Annotated in this window: 17 protein-coding genes; 16 read left to right on the top strand and 1 reads right to left on the bottom strand. The window is 43.1% G+C overall.

Annotated elements, in window-relative coordinates; genetic code table 11:
• The first annotated feature begins 39 nt into the window (after nucleotides 1–39).
• The 7 genes from JSQ81_RS14560 to JSQ81_RS14590 all read left to right on the top strand — a co-directional run bounded on the left by JSQ81_RS14560 (nucleotide 40) and on the right by JSQ81_RS14590 (nucleotide 6,244).
• The gene (locus JSQ81_RS14560; protein WP_212604742.1) at nucleotides 40–501 is read left to right on the top strand and encodes a GAF domain-containing protein; all 462 of its coding nucleotides are present in this window, start codon (nucleotides 40–42) and stop codon (nucleotides 499–501) included.
• A 32-nt stretch (nucleotides 502–533) separates the two neighbouring features.
• Entirely contained in the window at nucleotides 534–1,574 is a 1,041-nt protein-coding gene (locus JSQ81_RS14565) for a sensor histidine kinase (protein WP_212607680.1), read from the top strand.
• Nucleotides 1,571–2,218, top strand: a complete 648-nt coding sequence (locus JSQ81_RS14570; protein ID WP_212604743.1) for a response regulator — start codon at nucleotides 1,571–1,573, stop codon at nucleotides 2,216–2,218. The genes JSQ81_RS14565 and JSQ81_RS14570 overlap by 4 nt, the downstream gene beginning before the upstream one ends.
• An 18-nt stretch (nucleotides 2,219–2,236) precedes the next feature.
• A complete protein-coding gene (locus JSQ81_RS14575; protein ID WP_212604744.1) occupies nucleotides 2,237–2,764 on the top strand; it encodes a hemerythrin domain-containing protein in 528 nt (175 codons plus the stop codon).
• Nucleotides 2,765–2,894: 130 nt separating this feature from the next.
• Complete coding sequence (locus JSQ81_RS14580) at nucleotides 2,895–4,385, top strand: nitrate/nitrite transporter (protein WP_212604745.1); 1,491 nt, start codon at nucleotides 2,895–2,897, stop codon at nucleotides 4,383–4,385.
• 308 nt (nucleotides 4,386–4,693) lie between these two features.
• Nucleotides 4,694–5,713 carry a ThiF family adenylyltransferase gene (locus tag JSQ81_RS14585; protein WP_212604746.1) on the top strand — a complete coding sequence of 340 codons (1,020 nt, stop codon included), beginning with the start codon at nucleotides 4,694–4,696 and terminating at the stop codon, nucleotides 5,711–5,713.
• 15 nt (nucleotides 5,714–5,728) lie between these two features.
• Nucleotides 5,729–6,244 carry a MogA/MoaB family molybdenum cofactor biosynthesis protein gene (locus JSQ81_RS14590; protein WP_371812417.1) on the top strand — a complete coding sequence of 172 codons (516 nt, stop codon included), beginning with the start codon at nucleotides 5,729–5,731 and terminating at the stop codon, nucleotides 6,242–6,244.
• Between the two features lie 51 nt (nucleotides 6,245–6,295).
• Here JSQ81_RS14590 and moaC read toward each other — a convergent pair whose 3' ends face one another.
• Nucleotides 6,296–6,790, bottom strand: coding sequence for a cyclic pyranopterin monophosphate synthase MoaC (gene moaC / locus JSQ81_RS14595; RefSeq protein WP_212604747.1), 495 nt, complete (start codon nucleotides 6,788–6,790; stop codon nucleotides 6,296–6,298).
• A 67-nt stretch (nucleotides 6,791–6,857) separates the two neighbouring features.
• Here moaC and glp point away from each other — a divergent pair, with 67 nt between their 5' ends.
• The 9 genes from glp (at nucleotide 6,858) to ilvN (ending at nucleotide 15,076) form a co-directional block, all read left to right on the top strand.
• Nucleotides 6,858–8,105, top strand: a complete 1,248-nt coding sequence (gene glp, locus JSQ81_RS14600) for a molybdopterin molybdotransferase MoeA (protein WP_212604748.1) — start codon at nucleotides 6,858–6,860, stop codon at nucleotides 8,103–8,105.
• The gene (gene mobB / locus JSQ81_RS14605; protein ID WP_212604749.1) at nucleotides 8,102–8,614 is read left to right on the top strand and encodes a molybdopterin-guanine dinucleotide biosynthesis protein B; all 513 of its coding nucleotides are present in this window, start codon (nucleotides 8,102–8,104) and stop codon (nucleotides 8,612–8,614) included. Before glp ends, mobB begins: the two co-directional genes overlap by 4 nt.
• Nucleotides 8,601–9,047: a molybdenum cofactor biosynthesis protein MoaE gene (locus tag JSQ81_RS14610; RefSeq protein WP_212604750.1), complete on the top strand. Its 447-nt coding sequence runs from the start codon at nucleotides 8,601–8,603 to the stop codon at nucleotides 9,045–9,047. The genes mobB and JSQ81_RS14610 overlap by 14 nt, the downstream gene beginning before the upstream one ends.
• The gene (gene moaD / locus JSQ81_RS14615) at nucleotides 9,044–9,277 is read left to right on the top strand and encodes a molybdopterin converting factor subunit 1 (RefSeq protein WP_212604751.1); all 234 of its coding nucleotides are present in this window, start codon (nucleotides 9,044–9,046) and stop codon (nucleotides 9,275–9,277) included. Before JSQ81_RS14610 ends, moaD begins: the two co-directional genes overlap by 4 nt.
• Nucleotides 9,274–9,843, top strand: coding sequence for a molybdenum cofactor guanylyltransferase (locus JSQ81_RS14620; RefSeq protein ID WP_212604752.1), 570 nt, complete (start codon nucleotides 9,274–9,276; stop codon nucleotides 9,841–9,843). Before moaD ends, JSQ81_RS14620 begins: the two co-directional genes overlap by 4 nt.
• A gap of 4 nt (nucleotides 9,844–9,847) precedes the next feature.
• Complete coding sequence (gene moaA / locus JSQ81_RS14625; RefSeq protein ID WP_212604753.1) at nucleotides 9,848–10,858, top strand: GTP 3',8-cyclase MoaA; 1,011 nt, start codon at nucleotides 9,848–9,850, stop codon at nucleotides 10,856–10,858.
• A 26-nt stretch (nucleotides 10,859–10,884) separates the two neighbouring features.
• Nucleotides 10,885–11,847, top strand: a complete 963-nt coding sequence (locus JSQ81_RS14630) for a 2-hydroxyacid dehydrogenase (RefSeq protein WP_212604754.1) — start codon at nucleotides 10,885–10,887, stop codon at nucleotides 11,845–11,847.
• A 1,001-nt stretch (nucleotides 11,848–12,848) separates the two neighbouring features.
• Nucleotides 12,849–14,564 (top strand): biosynthetic-type acetolactate synthase large subunit, encoded by a 1,716-nt coding sequence (gene ilvB, locus JSQ81_RS14635; protein ID WP_212607682.1) that lies wholly within the window; start codon nucleotides 12,849–12,851, stop codon nucleotides 14,562–14,564.
• Nucleotides 14,561–15,076, top strand: coding sequence for an acetolactate synthase small subunit (gene ilvN / locus JSQ81_RS14640; protein WP_212604755.1), 516 nt, complete (start codon nucleotides 14,561–14,563; stop codon nucleotides 15,074–15,076). The genes ilvB and ilvN overlap by 4 nt, the downstream gene beginning before the upstream one ends.

Raw genomic sequence — 15,076 nt, forward strand, 5'->3', positions numbered from 1 at the left:
AAGGCGTAACTGCCTTTTTCTTATAGGGAGTAAGACACGATGAACGAACAACAAACATTCAACTTTCAACTGGAAATAGAACAGATCAGAAAGGCATTCGATTTTGACCTCGTTGCTTTGGCACTTGTTCATCCAGCAGAAAGACGTTTTACGAGCAAATGGGAATATGTAACAGGTAATAAAAGCAATCGCTATAAACGGCTCACTTTACAAACGGGCAAAGGCGTCGCGGGCGCTGTGCTGAAAACAGGCAAGCCGCTGCTTATGAGCGATGTTAAAAGTTTGATTGATGAAGGGGAATTGTTTAATTATCCAATTATTGTTGCCGAAAAGCTAACAAGTTTCGGGGCAATTCCACTTTATAAATATAACCGCGTCAAAGGTGTGCTTTTGGTGGCTTTTCGTGATGATAAAGTACTGACAGAAGAAGTTTTTAAAAAATTCAAAGAAACAATAGGCTCAAGATTCGGTCCCTACTACAATAAGGAGATGGTGAAGTGAAACTCGGGAGTTTTCAATTAACGGATTTGTTGATGAAAATGTACGATAATTCTGCTGAAGCCATCTTCTTTTTTAATCCAAAAGGACATGTCATAGCGATGAATGAATCCGCAAAACTGATCCTGGATTCGGATGTATTAAGTCGAATGGCAGAAGGTGAACAAAATGCTTTTTGTATGTCTTGTAAAGGTTATACAAATGAGCAAGATTTAATAACTTGCCAGTCTTGTTATTTAGTAAGCCCGCAGGATGATTTTAGTTCATTCCAAGTTTATTTAGATACAAGAGGCAAGGGAATTACACCGTATACGGCAAGTTTTCAAACAATTGATGAAGAAAATGGAATTCGTGTATTTATGCTTCGCGATTTGACAAAGCAGTTCAAGACGCAAGCCGAACTAAATGAAAAGACGATGACGAAAAGCGTTATTAAAGCACAAGAAGATGAGCGAAAGCGTATTTCACGGGAACTGCATGACAGCGTAGCGCAGGAAATGCTAAGTTCGCTGGTCGACTTGAGAGTTCTCAAATATATGGACATTAATCAAGATGTGCTCAAGAAGGTTCAACAAACAGAAGGTTCACTCATGCGATTACTCGAAGATATTCGATTTTTGTCTGTCGAATTACGACCCGCTACATTAGATGATCTTGGGCTTGAGGCCGCCTTTAGAACACATTTTAAATGGATTGAAAAAAACTATGGGATTGTCATTGAATTTACAGCTGAATTGCAGGCGAAAAGGTATGAAGGTGAAATTGAAACTGTCGTTTATCGCATCTGCCAAGAATCTGTATTTAACGCAGTGAAATATGCCGGTGTGGACGTAATTACAGTGCGACTATTTGAAGAGTCGGATCATCTTAATTTGGCTGTTACGGATAATGGAATTGGCTTCGATTTAAACTCACGAACCTCAATCGGAACGGGTCTTGGGCTTTACGGCATGCGAGAACGCGCCGAATTAGTAGAAGGCCAGTTATCCATTCAAGCAGAAATTGGAAAGGGAACAGCTGTATATTTGAAAATACCACTTGAAACTACAGTGGTGAAAGAAGGAGAGAAAGCGTGAAAATAATTATCGCGGATGACCATGCAGTTGTTCGTAGCGGTTTTATGCATATTTTAAATTTCCAGCATGATATGGAAGTTGTCGCGACTGCCGCTGATGGGCTTGAAGCCTATGCAAAAGTAGCAAAACATCGTCCAGACGTTTTGTTGATGGATCTAAGTATGCCACCCGGTGAAAGCGGGCTCATTGCGACTGGGAAAATTCATGAGGATTTCCCTGATACTAAAATTCTGATTCTGACCATGCATGACGATGAGGAGTATTTATTTCACGTACTGAAAAATGGCGCTGCGGGATACATTTTAAAAAATGCACCAGATGAAGAGTTATTATCCGCAGTGCGCACGGTTTACAATGGGGATACGTATATTCACCCTTCAATGGCAACATCGCTCGTTCGTGAATTTATTAAACATGACACGATTGGTCCGGAAGACGACCCGTTTAAAATATTGACGAAACGAGAACTTGAAGTTCTTCCTTTGGCGGCAAAAGGTTATGGGAATAAAGATATTGCCGAAAAATTGTTTATTTCCGTTAAAACGGTAGAAGCGCATAAGTCTCGTATTATGGAAAAACTTAATTTGAAAAGTCGACCTGAACTTATTGAATATGCGCTACGAAAAAAGCTGTTGGACTTTTAAAGGAGAGGTGCGTTTTTCATGGCTGAAACAAAGAGATTTAAATTTGACCTTCCCGCACTGCGTGTGTTGGAAAATGAACATCAATACTTATCGTATGTGATGGATGGTTGGCACACGATTGTGCTTGCATTCCAGCGGGATATCTACACTGTTGAAGAAGGTCATGAAGCATTACAGTCACTAAGAAAACTTATTATTGATTTTATTGAACCGTTGAAAAATCATACAGATAAAGAAGAAGAGTATCTATTTCCAATGCTAGAAAAATACGTCGGAAGTGAGCAGGGACCTGTAACTGCGACAGAAGAAGAGCATGAAGAAATTGACGCATACATTGGACATTTTCTCCACCATACACTCGGAGATGTCAGTCATTTAACAATGGAAGAAATGAAAAAAGTAGTGAATGATGCAGCGGAAGCTTTTGAAGTGATTACTGTTCATTTTGTAAAGGAAGAGTCGATTTTATTTCCGATGGTCGATAATATTTTGCGGATTGAAGAGCAAGACAAATTATATGAACAATTGTACACGCCGATTATATAAAGTAAGGCATTTCCCTTATAGGTTTAGGGATTTCCCCTATTAATAAAAACATGGTTACCCCTTTATACTTATAATAGGCAATCAGTCAATACGGATCGCTCAATACTGACAGATAGAGTAGGTGGTTTGGTTGATAAAAAAAGTACAGGTACCATTACAAACATTGAACTGCATGGTTGGATTTATGGTTTGGGTTCTCATCTCTTCATTAATGCCGTTTATTGTGGAAGACATAACGATTCCGGCAGAAAAATTAGCATTGGTGACTGCGGTTCCAATCATACTTGGATCGGTTCTCAGAATTCCGTTTGGTTATTATGCGAATCTTATCGGTGCTAGATTAATATTTTTAATTAGTTTCATTCTTTTATTATTCCCCGTCTTTTACATAAGTGCAGCATCTTCAATGCTCGATCTTATTATTGGAGGAACATTCCTCGGAATCGGGGGAGCGGTGTTTTCGGTCGGCGTTACTTCGTTGCCGAAATATTTTCCGAAAGAAAAACACGGGCTTGTCAACGGGATTTACGGAATTGGTAACTTAGGAACCGCTGTATCAACATTTGCGGCCCCGGTGATTGCAACACAAGTCGGTTGGTCGATGACGGTTAAACTTTACATGATTTTACTACTGATCTTCGCAGCTTTGAACTTCTTCTTTGGCGATAAACAAGAAGTCAAAGTAGTAACTCCAATTGGCGAGCAAATTAAAAGCGTTTATAAAAATGAAAAGCTTTGGTTTTTCTCATTGTTTTACTTCATCACATTTGGTGCGTTCGTTGCATTTACGGTTTTCTTGCCAAACTTCCTAGTAACCTACTTTGGAATCGAAAAAGTAGATGCGGGTATGCGTACGGCAGGTTTCATAGCAGTTGCAACATTTTGCCGTCCAATTGGCGGGTGGCTCGGGGATAAGTTCCCGCCGCTTAACTTGCTCATGGTCGCTTTCGCGGGTTTGACGGGTGCTGCGGTTGTTCTCGCATTTTCACCGTCAATCGGTTTGTATACAGTGGGAAGCATGATTATCGCAGTTTGTGCGGGTGCAGGAAACGGGCTTATTTTTAAATTAGTGCCGATGTATTTTAATAAGCAAGCGGGTATTGTTAACGGAATTGTATCGATGATGGGTGGTTTGGGTGGATTTTTCCCGCCGCTTCTCTTATCTATTGTTTATTCAATGACGGGATCTTACTCGATCGGCTTTATGGCGTTTTCACAAGTTGCGCTTGTCAGCCTTGTGCTGGTTATCTGGTTGTATTATATGGATAGATTGCATGTCGCAGCGGATGTATTCGATTCGACTGGTCAAGGAATCGTCGTAACGGATCCAACTGGGACGATTGAAAAGGTTAACCCAGCATTTACAAGATTGACTGGATTTACAGAAGAAGAAGTTATCGGTAGAAATCCGAACTTTCGAAGTACTGGCAGGCAGTCCCCAGAATTTTACACGACGATGTGGGGGCAAATTGGACGGGAAGGTTTGTGGCAAGGCAAGCTATGGAATAAACGAAAAAGCGGCGAGGAATATTTGGAGCTGTTGTCGATTAGCGCAGTGAAGGATGATTCTGGGGACGTCATACGTTATGTAGGGACGTTTACTGATGTAACGCCGGAGTGAGTATCGGTTGATAAATGTGGTAGACCGTTGATTTCCGTTGCGGGCAATGAAAGAGCGGTCTTCTCTTTCGCACTTATGCTTTCCTGCGGGCGAGCGCCGAGCCGCTTCCTTCGCTGTGCTCAGTCCAGGGTCTCGGCTGTCTCGCTGATTCCGCGGGAGTCTTCGCCCTCCACTCCAATCAACTGGAAATCTCATTAAATTAAGGAAGTTATTCAAATAGCCTATAAAAAAGCAAGTAAGGAAGTACCCATCAATTTTATTCGTCTTATTTAATAACATTTGATTACTTAGAAAGGGGTGAGCAAAGGATGCAAAACCGTTATTCAAGACAGACGCTATTTAGTCCGATTGGTGAAGAGGGACAAACTAAAATTAAACAATCGACTGCTTTGCTGATCGGATGCGGGGCGCTTGGGACGGCGATTGCGGAAACGCTCACTCGTGCTGGTATTGGAAAACTCATTATCGCGGATCGGGACTATGTGGAGCCTTCAAATTTGCAAAGGCAACAACTGTTTACGGAACAAGATGCGATTGACGGAACACCGAAAGTGGTAGCGGCGAAGCGCCAGTTAAAAACGATACGGGATGATGTGGAAATTGAAACGATCCTGAATCATATCGATGGACCGTTATTGGAAGAACTTGCAGGAAAAGCCGATATCATTCTCGATGCGACGGACAACTTTGAAACACGATTAGTCATTAATGATATTGCTTGGAAATTGAATATCCCTTGGGTGTATGGTGCTTGTGTAGGCAGTTCAAGTACAATATATCCTTTTATTCCAAGTGAAACCGCATGTTTCCGTTGTCTCTTACCTGTTATGCCAGCGGTGAATGAAACTTGCGATACAACTGGAATTATTGCACCGGCTGTTCAAATTACGGCTGCGCATCAAAGTGCAGAGGCATTGAAATGGCTTTCGGGCAATAAAGATGCGATGCGTAAAAAAATGCTTACATATGACGTTTGGAACAATACAAACGTCGAGGCGGGTTTCGGGCGAATGAAAAATGAAAACTGCGAAACATGCGGACCTAATTCGACATTCCCGTCATTAACGCCAGAAAGCGGAACGAACTTCGCAGTGCTTTGCGGACGTGATACAGTTCAAGTTATACCAGAGAAAGACCGTGTGTTGTCATTGGGAGATGCCGAAAGAGTAGCCGAAAAGCTGGGTAATCCCTATAAGAAGACACCCTATTTCATTGAAATGAATTCTGACGGATATAGATGCATTTTATTCGCAAATGGAAGGCTATTAATACATGGATTGAAAGATATTCAGACCGGGCGAAAAATGTATCATCAATTTTTTGGTTGAAGAGGAGCGGTAATTTTGTCAAAAGAACATGAGTATGATCAAGAGAAACAGCTCGTATTTTGCGTGCTGACGACGAGTGACACGAGAAACGTTTCGAACGACCGGGGTGGTTGGACGATTCGACAAAAACTTGAAGATGCAGGCCATAAGATTTTTGAAACATGGATTTGCCAAGATGACAAAATGGAAATTGAATCGATTATTGAAGAGTGGTTGCGAAATCCGAATGTCAATGGAATTATTACGACGGGCGGGACCGGTTTAGGGTTTCGAGATGTTACGCCGGAAACCATCGAACCGTATTTCACGAAGAAAATTGACGGATTCGGAGAACTTTTTCGCATGATTAGTTACACGGAAGATGTTGGAACGAAAGCGTTATTGAGCCGTGCAGAAGCCGGAATTATCAAAGATAAAGTCGTCTATATGCTTCCGGGTTCAGTGAAAGCGGTAGAGCTCGCAATGGATAAATTAGTCATTCCTGAATTGCATCATGTTGTCCATGAAATTACGAAACACTTAGAAGAATAATAAAACGTGCAAACATCAGCTGTTTGCACGTTAACGCAGTTTAGTTCGGAGTCAATCATCCAAACGCTTATAATCCCCGTTTTTTCCACCGGTTTTTTCGATTAACATCGTCGGCCCGATAACCATTTCTTTACCAGCAGCTTTACACATATCGTAAATTGTAAGCGCAGCGGCTGAAGCGGCGGTCAATGCTTCCATTTCGACGCCGGTAACCCCTTTAGTTTTCACTTCCGCGTAGATGATTACCTCATAATGAGAAGCAAGCTCATCGATGATCCATTCAAACTGAACATCAATCCCGGTAAGTGGAAGTGGATGGCACATTGGAATGATGGTGGGCGTGTTTTTTGCGGCCATAACAGCAGCAATTTGCGCAACACCCAATACATCGCCTTTTTTATTCGTGCCTTCTGTAATTTGACTGTGAATGGTTTCATTTAACATAATAGATGACTTTGCAATTGCGGTTCTAACAGTGATTGCCTTATCCGAAACATCAACCATTTTAGCGCGACCTTGTTCGTTGAAATGTGTTAGTTTAGACAAAATGATCATTCCTTTCAGCATTAACTTAAGTTAAGTATACCAGATGATAAATGGGGAGGACTTTATAATGAGAAAACCAATTCCAGTAGCGAAAGCAGTCAAACTCGTCATGGAACACGCACAACCAATCGGGGTAGAAAAAATTGCCCTTGAACATACATATGGCCGGATTTTGGCCGAACCAATTATTGCGAAGCATGATGTGCCGCCTTTTGATCGATCGCCATACGACGGTTTTGCATTGAGATCCGAAGATACAAACGGAGCCTCTGGGGATAATCGAATTGCCTTCAACGTCATCGGTGAAATCGGGGCAGGGCATGTAGCAACCAAGGAAATCGGGGAAGGCGAAGCGTATCGAATCATGACAGGCGCTCCGATTCCGCAAAACGCGGATGCGGTCGTGATGCTAGAACAAACAGTGGAACAACCAGATAGTTTCACGCTACGTAAACCATTTACTGCGGGCGAAAATATTTCAGTTCAAGGCGAAGACGCAAAAGATGGGGAAACCCTTATTGAAAGCGGCGCATTTATCCATCCCGGAACGACTGCGCTTCTCGCGACCTTTGGTTATGCGGAAGTACAAGTTGCCAAGCGACCTGTCGCGAGTATTTTATCGACTGGAACCGAGCTCCTTCGTGTTGATGAAGAGCTTGCACCCGGTAAAATCCGAAATTCCAACGGACCGATGATCGCAGCCCAATTGACAAGAATGGGAATCGATTACAAATCATACGGCATGCTCGAGGATAACTTGGACGCTTGCACAGAAATGGTAGAAAAAGCGCTTGCCGAAACGGATGTGTTAATCACGACAGGCGGCGTTTCTGTCGGAGATTATGATTATTTACCGGCGATTTATGAGCGGCTCGGCGCTAAGGTTTTATTCAACAAAGTGGCGATGCGTCCGGGTAGTGTGACGACAGTGGCCGTCCTTGGGGATAAGCTTCTGTTCGGACTTTCTGGGAACCCATCCGCATGTTTCACCGGCTTTGAATTATTCACTCGACCGGCAATCCTTCGAATGATGGGTGCGGAAAAACCATATATGCCACGCATGAAAGCCGTGCTCGGGGAAGATTTCACAAAGCCGAACCCGTTTACACGTTTTGTGCGTGCAGTTTGGGAGATGACTGAAGAAGGACCGGTTGCAGTGCCGGCAGGGTTTAATAAATCCAGCGCAGTGTCATCGATCGCACGCGGAAACTGCATCATTGTCCTGCCCAGCGGAACTCGCGGATTTTCAACTGGCATGGAAGTAGATGTCTTATTATTAGGTGCTGAACAAGGCGTTAGCGATTGGGTGCTATGAAAACATTACACATTGTAGGATTCAAAAATAGCGGAAAAACAACGTTGATTACACGCTGGATTCGATTAGTGAAAAAGCAAGGGCTTTCGGTTGCGGTGTTAAAACACCACGGACATGCGAGCCGACTCGACATGCCGGACTCGAATACTGATTCCGTGCAATTCCTAAACAGCGGCGCTGACGTTTCAGCTGTATCGGGCGGCGGCTCATTTCAGTTGCTTATGAATGAAGAACTCGATTTTATAAGAATGAAAGAAATCGCCTCGATCGGAAATCCAGACGTTTTACTGATAGAAGGGTATAAAGAAGAACGAGGAGATAAAGTCGTTTTACTGAGAAATCAAGCTGATTGGGAAGAACTGAAGAGCTTGCACAATATCCAACTAGTTGTCGAACAAAGTGATAATCGTACGGATTTCGGGCCAAGTATTTCTCGATCACATGAAGCAGAACTCGACAGCTGGTTTTTGAACTGGTTGGAGGAGGGAGTACAAAATGAAATCATTTGAAATTGTTGAAACACCAATAGATACACAAAAATATGCAGATTACGTCCTTCACGCAGGCGCAGGTGCAGTGACCATTTTCACTGGAAACGTTCGTGAATGGACGCACGGGGTTCGGACTTTGTATTTATCCTATGAAGCATATATTCCAATGGCTGAGAAAAAGCTTGCGGAAATCGGCGCGGAGATGGAAGAAAAGTGGCCGGGCGTCAAAGTAGCCATCGTCCACCGCATCGGAGAACTACAAATTTCGGATATCGCGGTTCTAATCGCGGTTTCATCCCCGCATCGAAAAGCGGCTTATGAGGCGAATGAATACGCCATCGAGCGAATAAAAGAAGTCGTCCCGATTTGGAAGAAAGAGATTTGGGAAGACGGCGAAGAGTGGATTGGCGCTCAAAAAAGATATCCAGGGGAAGGGAAGCTATCAAATTGATTAAAGTACATTATTTTGCACGTCTTCGAGAACTAACAGGAAAATCTGAGGAAACAATCGATAAAGAAACGTTGACTGTTCAACAATTACTTGATTGGGCGGAAGATACGTATCCTGGCTTTGGAAAAGACATGATTCACGTTGCGGTCAATGAAGAATATGCCTTAAAAGATGATGTCATTCAATCCGGCGATGTTTGCGCATTTATTCCGCCAGTGAGCGGGGGATGAAAACTGCGGGCATCGTACTAGCAGGCGGATTATCAAGACGTTTCGGTTCCCCTAAAGCATTTGCCCGGTTTGATTCCGAGTACTTTTATGAACGATCAATCGAAGCCCTAGAACCTTTTTGTGAAGAAGTCGTTGTCGTGACAAGGGAAGAACTGATTGAACATTTTCCGCAAAGTATAAATACGATAACCGACATGCCAGAAGTAGCTGGATTAGGCCCGCTTGCCGGAATTTATTCAGCGATGGAAGCAATCGATGCAGATGCCTACGCAGTACTTCCGTGTGACATGCCCTACGTGGATTATAGTATAATGAATAGAGTTAGGAAGTTTCATCAGGGAGGCGTGACTGCCGTAATGGCGGCGGGAAAACATCATCCGCTCGTGTCGGTTTGGAATAAAGAAACGAAGGAATCGATACTGGATGCGCTCCTAAACGAACGGCTCAGTGTCATGAATTTGTTGCAAGAACTTGATGTCACTTGGATTAATGGAGATTCACTTACACAAAATGAAAAACGTATATTTACAAATATAAATATGCCTAACGACTTGGAAAGGAGCTGAGGAGATGGAAGCGATTCTTGACAAGCTCGGTCGACCGATTCGAGATCTTCGAATTTCAGTCACAGACCGTTGCAATTTCAGATGCACGTATTGCATGCCGAAGGAAGTCTTCGGTGATGATTATGTTTTTTTACCGAAAGATGAACTATTGTCTTTCGAGGAGATTGAACGATTCGCGAAACTATTTGCGTCACTCGGCGTGGAGAAACTGCGTTTAACGGGCGGCGAGCCTTTAATGCGCAGGGATTTGCCGGTTTTAGTTGAAAAGCTATTGAAAATTGACGGCATTGAAGATATTGGCTTGACGACAAACGGGGTACTGCTCCGTCAGTACGCACAGCCGCTTTACGACGCGGGACTCCGTAGATTGAATATGAGCCTGGACGCGTTGGATCCTGAAATTTTCGGTAAAATGAATGGCCGCGGCATTAAACCGGACTTCATTTTAGCGAATATTGAACACGCGCAAAAAATCGGGTTCGAAATCAAAGTGAATATGGTCGTGCAAAAAGGCGTCAATGAAAGCGAAATTCTTCCAATGGCGGCTTATTTCAAAGAACGCGGGATCATGCTCAGGTACATCGAATTTATGGATGTTGGAAATGACAACGGATGGAGTTTCGAACAAGTCGTCACCAAAAAGGAAATTTATGAAATGCTGAAAGAAGTTTATGAAATCGAACCTACTGACCAACATTACTTCGGCGAAGTTGCCAAACGGTACCGTTATAAAGATAATGATGCAGAAGTCGGTTTTATCACGTCCGTTTCGGAATCTTTTTGTTCATCATGCACGCGCGCACGTCTTTCTTCAGACGGCAAGTTCTTTACTTGTTTATTTGCTTCTGAAGGATTCGATCTTCGCGAATTAATAAGAAGCGGCCTGTCAGATGATGAATTGCTTGAGAAGATTACAAATGTGTGGGAACGTAGAGTTGACCGTTATTCCGATGAACGGACCGAACAAACGGCAAAAATCCGCAAAAAAATCGGAATGAGCTATATAGGCGGATAAGCACTATTTTTTTAGGGGGAACTTTTTTGAAACCAGTTATTTACATCACGCGAAAATTACCAGAAGAAGCAATTGCGCCGTTACTTGAGAAGTATACGGTTCGTATGTGGGAATCGGCGAGCGAATCGGTACCACGGGATGTTTTATTGAAAGAAGTTGCAGAGGCCGATGCGCTTTGGTCTGTGTTAGCAGATAGTATCGATAAAGAAGTATTCGATGCGGCGACCAAATTAAAAGTCGTTTCCAACTTGGCTGTCGGATTTAATAATATCGATATTGACGTTGCGAAGGAAAAAGGAATTATCGTCACGAATACGCCGGATGTGCTGACGGAAACGACAGCGGATCTAGCGTTTGCGCTGATTTTAGCGACTGCACGTCGAATTACCGAAGCGGAAAATGAACTGCGAAAAGGCAATTGGAAGTCATGGTCGGTCATGGACTTCACAGGCATGGACGTCGGAGGTTCGACTTTAGGTATCATTGGCATGGGAAGAATCGGCGAAGCTGCTGCGCGCCGTGCAAAAGGTTTTAATATGCGCGTGCTCTATCAAAACCGTACGCGTAAAGAAGAAGCGGAAGAAGAACATGGTTTTGAGTATGCAGACTTGGATACGCTCCTGCAAGAATCAGATATCGTACTCATTTTTGCACCGCTTACGCCGGAAACTGAAAATATGATCGGTGAAAGTGAACTTACGAAAATGAAGAAAACAGCCATACTCGTCAATGTCGCACGCGGCGGCATCGTGAATGAAGAAGCGCTTTATCATGCGTTAAAAGACGGAACGATTTGGGGAGCGGGACTCGATGTGTTCGAAGTCGAGCCGGTTCCGATGGACAATCCATTACTCACGCTACCAAATGTCACAGTCTTACCGCATATCGGAAGCGCAAGCATCCGCACCCGTCATGCAATGATGAAAATGAACTTACAAGCGATTACGGATGTATTAGAAGGACGAGATCCTGAAAATAGAGTTGTTTGATTGGAAAAATGAATTTTAATAACCGAGTACCTAAGAATTATCTTGGTACTCGGTTTTTTTATTTACACATGCTTGTTTGCATTTCGTACTGTTTGATGGATTTCTGCGAAAATTGTCACTTCCATTGTTGGAGGTGAATTTTTTTAATCTTTGACCTCAATTGTGGGGGGCTAAAGTCATGTTTTGCGGATATAATCATTTGAGTGACGGATATAAGTAATTATGTGACGGATATGCGAGGCAAAGTGTCTGATATCTATGTTAATATGACGGATAAATCAAGTTATCTGTCGGATATCTGCAAAAATGGGTCACTCACTCACTATTCAAGTGTTACTTTCCCTCGACGCGGTATTCCTCGGTCACAAATAATTCACAAAGTACCCTGACAATTCATAATGGACAATTTTCAAAGGCTATATCCGACAAAAATACGAAAAAGTTATAAAAAAGTTGAAAATTTTTAATGTTGTAGCACCAACAATGTAAGCGGATACACATGGTTCCACTATTTTAAATTCACACGCAATTATAAAGAATCTGTTGACGTAATGAAAAATACGCGGTAAGATGACATCAATCCAATCGAGTTCGTGATTGAATTCACAAACAAATTGGCGGTCACATAATTGAATAGAGAACCCAAATCGTTGATGAGGTAAAAGGAAATAGGCCAATGTATTACTAGAGAGTCGGTACTGGTGGAAGCCGGCAATACATCTATTTGCGACATCCCCTCGGAGAGAACTGCTGAAAAGGAAACTGACTAGGTCGTTCCGGGCGCCAGACTTGCGCTCGTTATGAATGAATAGCTTCGGCTATTCGAGAGGTAGCGTTATCGCTACGAACCAGGGTGGTACCATGAAAAGCTTTTTCATCCCTCGTAAAGAACATAGTTTCTTTGCGCGGGATGAGAAAGCTTTTTTATATTTAATAAATTTAGGTCAGGAGGAGTTTGGTAAATGAATACTGGAGGTCAAGCAACACAAGAGCTCACTGAAATGTCGGCATTAACAGAAGTACAGCCAAAACAATTGAATGATGGGTCTGCAGTACTCATTCAAGCTTTGAAGGATCAAGGTGTCGAAGTGATTTTTGGTTATCCGGGTGGAGCCGTTTTACCAATATACGATGCCTTATACAAAAATCCGATTTCGCATATTCTCGCAAGACATGAACAAGGCGCAATCCACGCGGCGGAAGGCTATGCACGCGTATCAGGTAAAACAGGAGTCGTCATTGCAACATCCGGACCAGGAGCGACCAACTTAGTGACAGGTATTACAGATGCAATGATGGATTCGTTGCCGTTAGTCGTTTTCACTGGGCAGGTCGGGCAAGAAGTTATCGGAACTGATGCATTTCAAGAAGCGGACATAATCGGAATCACACAACCAATTACAAAACATAATTATCAAGTAAACGACATAAAAGAATTACCAAGAATCATAAAAGAGGCTTTTCATATCGCATCAACTGGACGAAGAGGACCGGTGCTCGTCGACATTCCGAAGAACATCGCCGTGGGATTATTCGACGAAGAAAAGCATGTAGATGAAGAAGTGAACTTGCCGGGTTATCAACCGACGACAAGACCGAACTTTTTACAAATACAAAAAGCGGCGCAAGCCATCTCGAGTGCCAAGAAACCACTTATCCTTGCAGGAGCAGGAATCCTTCACGCCGGGGCGATGGACGAATTAAAAGAACTTGTTGAAAGATATCGCATACCTGTCACGAATACATTGCTCGGTCTGGGAAGCATTCACGGAGAACATGAATTGTTTCTTGGAATGGCAGGCATGCACGGAACGTACACGGCGAACACGGCAATAAGTGAGTGTGATTTACTCGTTAACATTGGTGCACGATTTGATGACCGGCTTACCGGAAACCTGAATTTATTTGCACCAAATGCAAAAGTCGTCCATATCGACATTGATCCAGCTGAAATCGGGAAAAACGTTCCGACTGACATTCCGATTGTCGCAGATGCAAAAGAAGCGTTAAAAGAATTGCTGAAACAAGAAATTGCATCACCGGTAACAAATGATTGGATATCTCACTTAAAAGCAGCGCATAAAGAGTATCCGCTTTGGTATGTAGAAGACAAAGAACATCTTCTGCCGCAGCAAGCGATTCAAATCATTCACCGAGTGACAGGCGGCGATGCCATTGTCACGACAGATGTCGGTCAACACCAAATGTGGGCGGCGCAGTATTATTCGCTCAACAACCCGGATCATTGGGTAACGTCAGGCGGATTAGGAACGATGGGCTTCGGATTTCCGGCAGCGATTGGCGCCCAACTCGCAAAACCGAAAGAGAGAGTCGTAGCGATTGTCGGGGATGCGGGTTTCCAAATGACTGCACAAGAACTATCTTTGCTGCAAGAACTCAGAATACCCGTTAAAGTCGTAATATTAAATAATGAAGGTTTAGGCATGGTGCGCCAATGGCAAGAAACGTTTTATGAAGAACGGTATTCCCAATCATTAATCCCGGTGCAACCGGATTTCGTTAAACTGGCGGAGGCATACGATCTGAAGGGGTACCGCATCAACACATTAGAAGAAGCAGAGGCAGTTTTCCAAGAGGCGCTATTATCCGACGAACCGGTTCTCATCGATTGTCGAGTGAAGCAATTGGAAAATGTATACCCGATGGTTGTTCCAGGAACGGGATTGAATGAAATGATTGGAGTGAGCGGTAAATGAAAAGAGTCATTACAGTAACGGTCATCAACCAAAGCGGCGTATTGAACCGGGTGACTGGACTGCTCATGAAACGACAATTCAATATTGAAAGCATTACAGTCGGTCATACGGAACAAGCGGGAATGTCGAAAATGACGTTTATCGTACATGTTGAAGACGAACGAAAAATCGAACAGCTCGTTAAACAACTTCAAAAACAAATCGATGTCATTAAAGTGGATGATATAACGGACAAATCGATCGTTATGCGAGAACTCGCACTCGTCAAAGTTATATCGCCGCCACATATTCGAAGCGAAATGAACAGCATCATCGAACCGTTTCGAGCGACTGCCATCGACATCGGGAAAAACGTAGTGACTTATCAAGTGACTGGAAATCCCGAAAAGATTGAAGCGTTTATCGATTTGATCAAACCATATGGCATTAAAGAACTAACGCGAACGGGTGCTACCGCATTTGTCCGTGAAACACAAAAGGTTCATTCACCACAGTTATCAATTTTAAAATAA

The organism is Sporosarcina sp. Marseille-Q4063 (genome assembly GCF_018309085.1).
Classification (GTDB): domain Bacteria; phylum Bacillota; class Bacilli; order Bacillales_A; family Planococcaceae; genus Sporosarcina.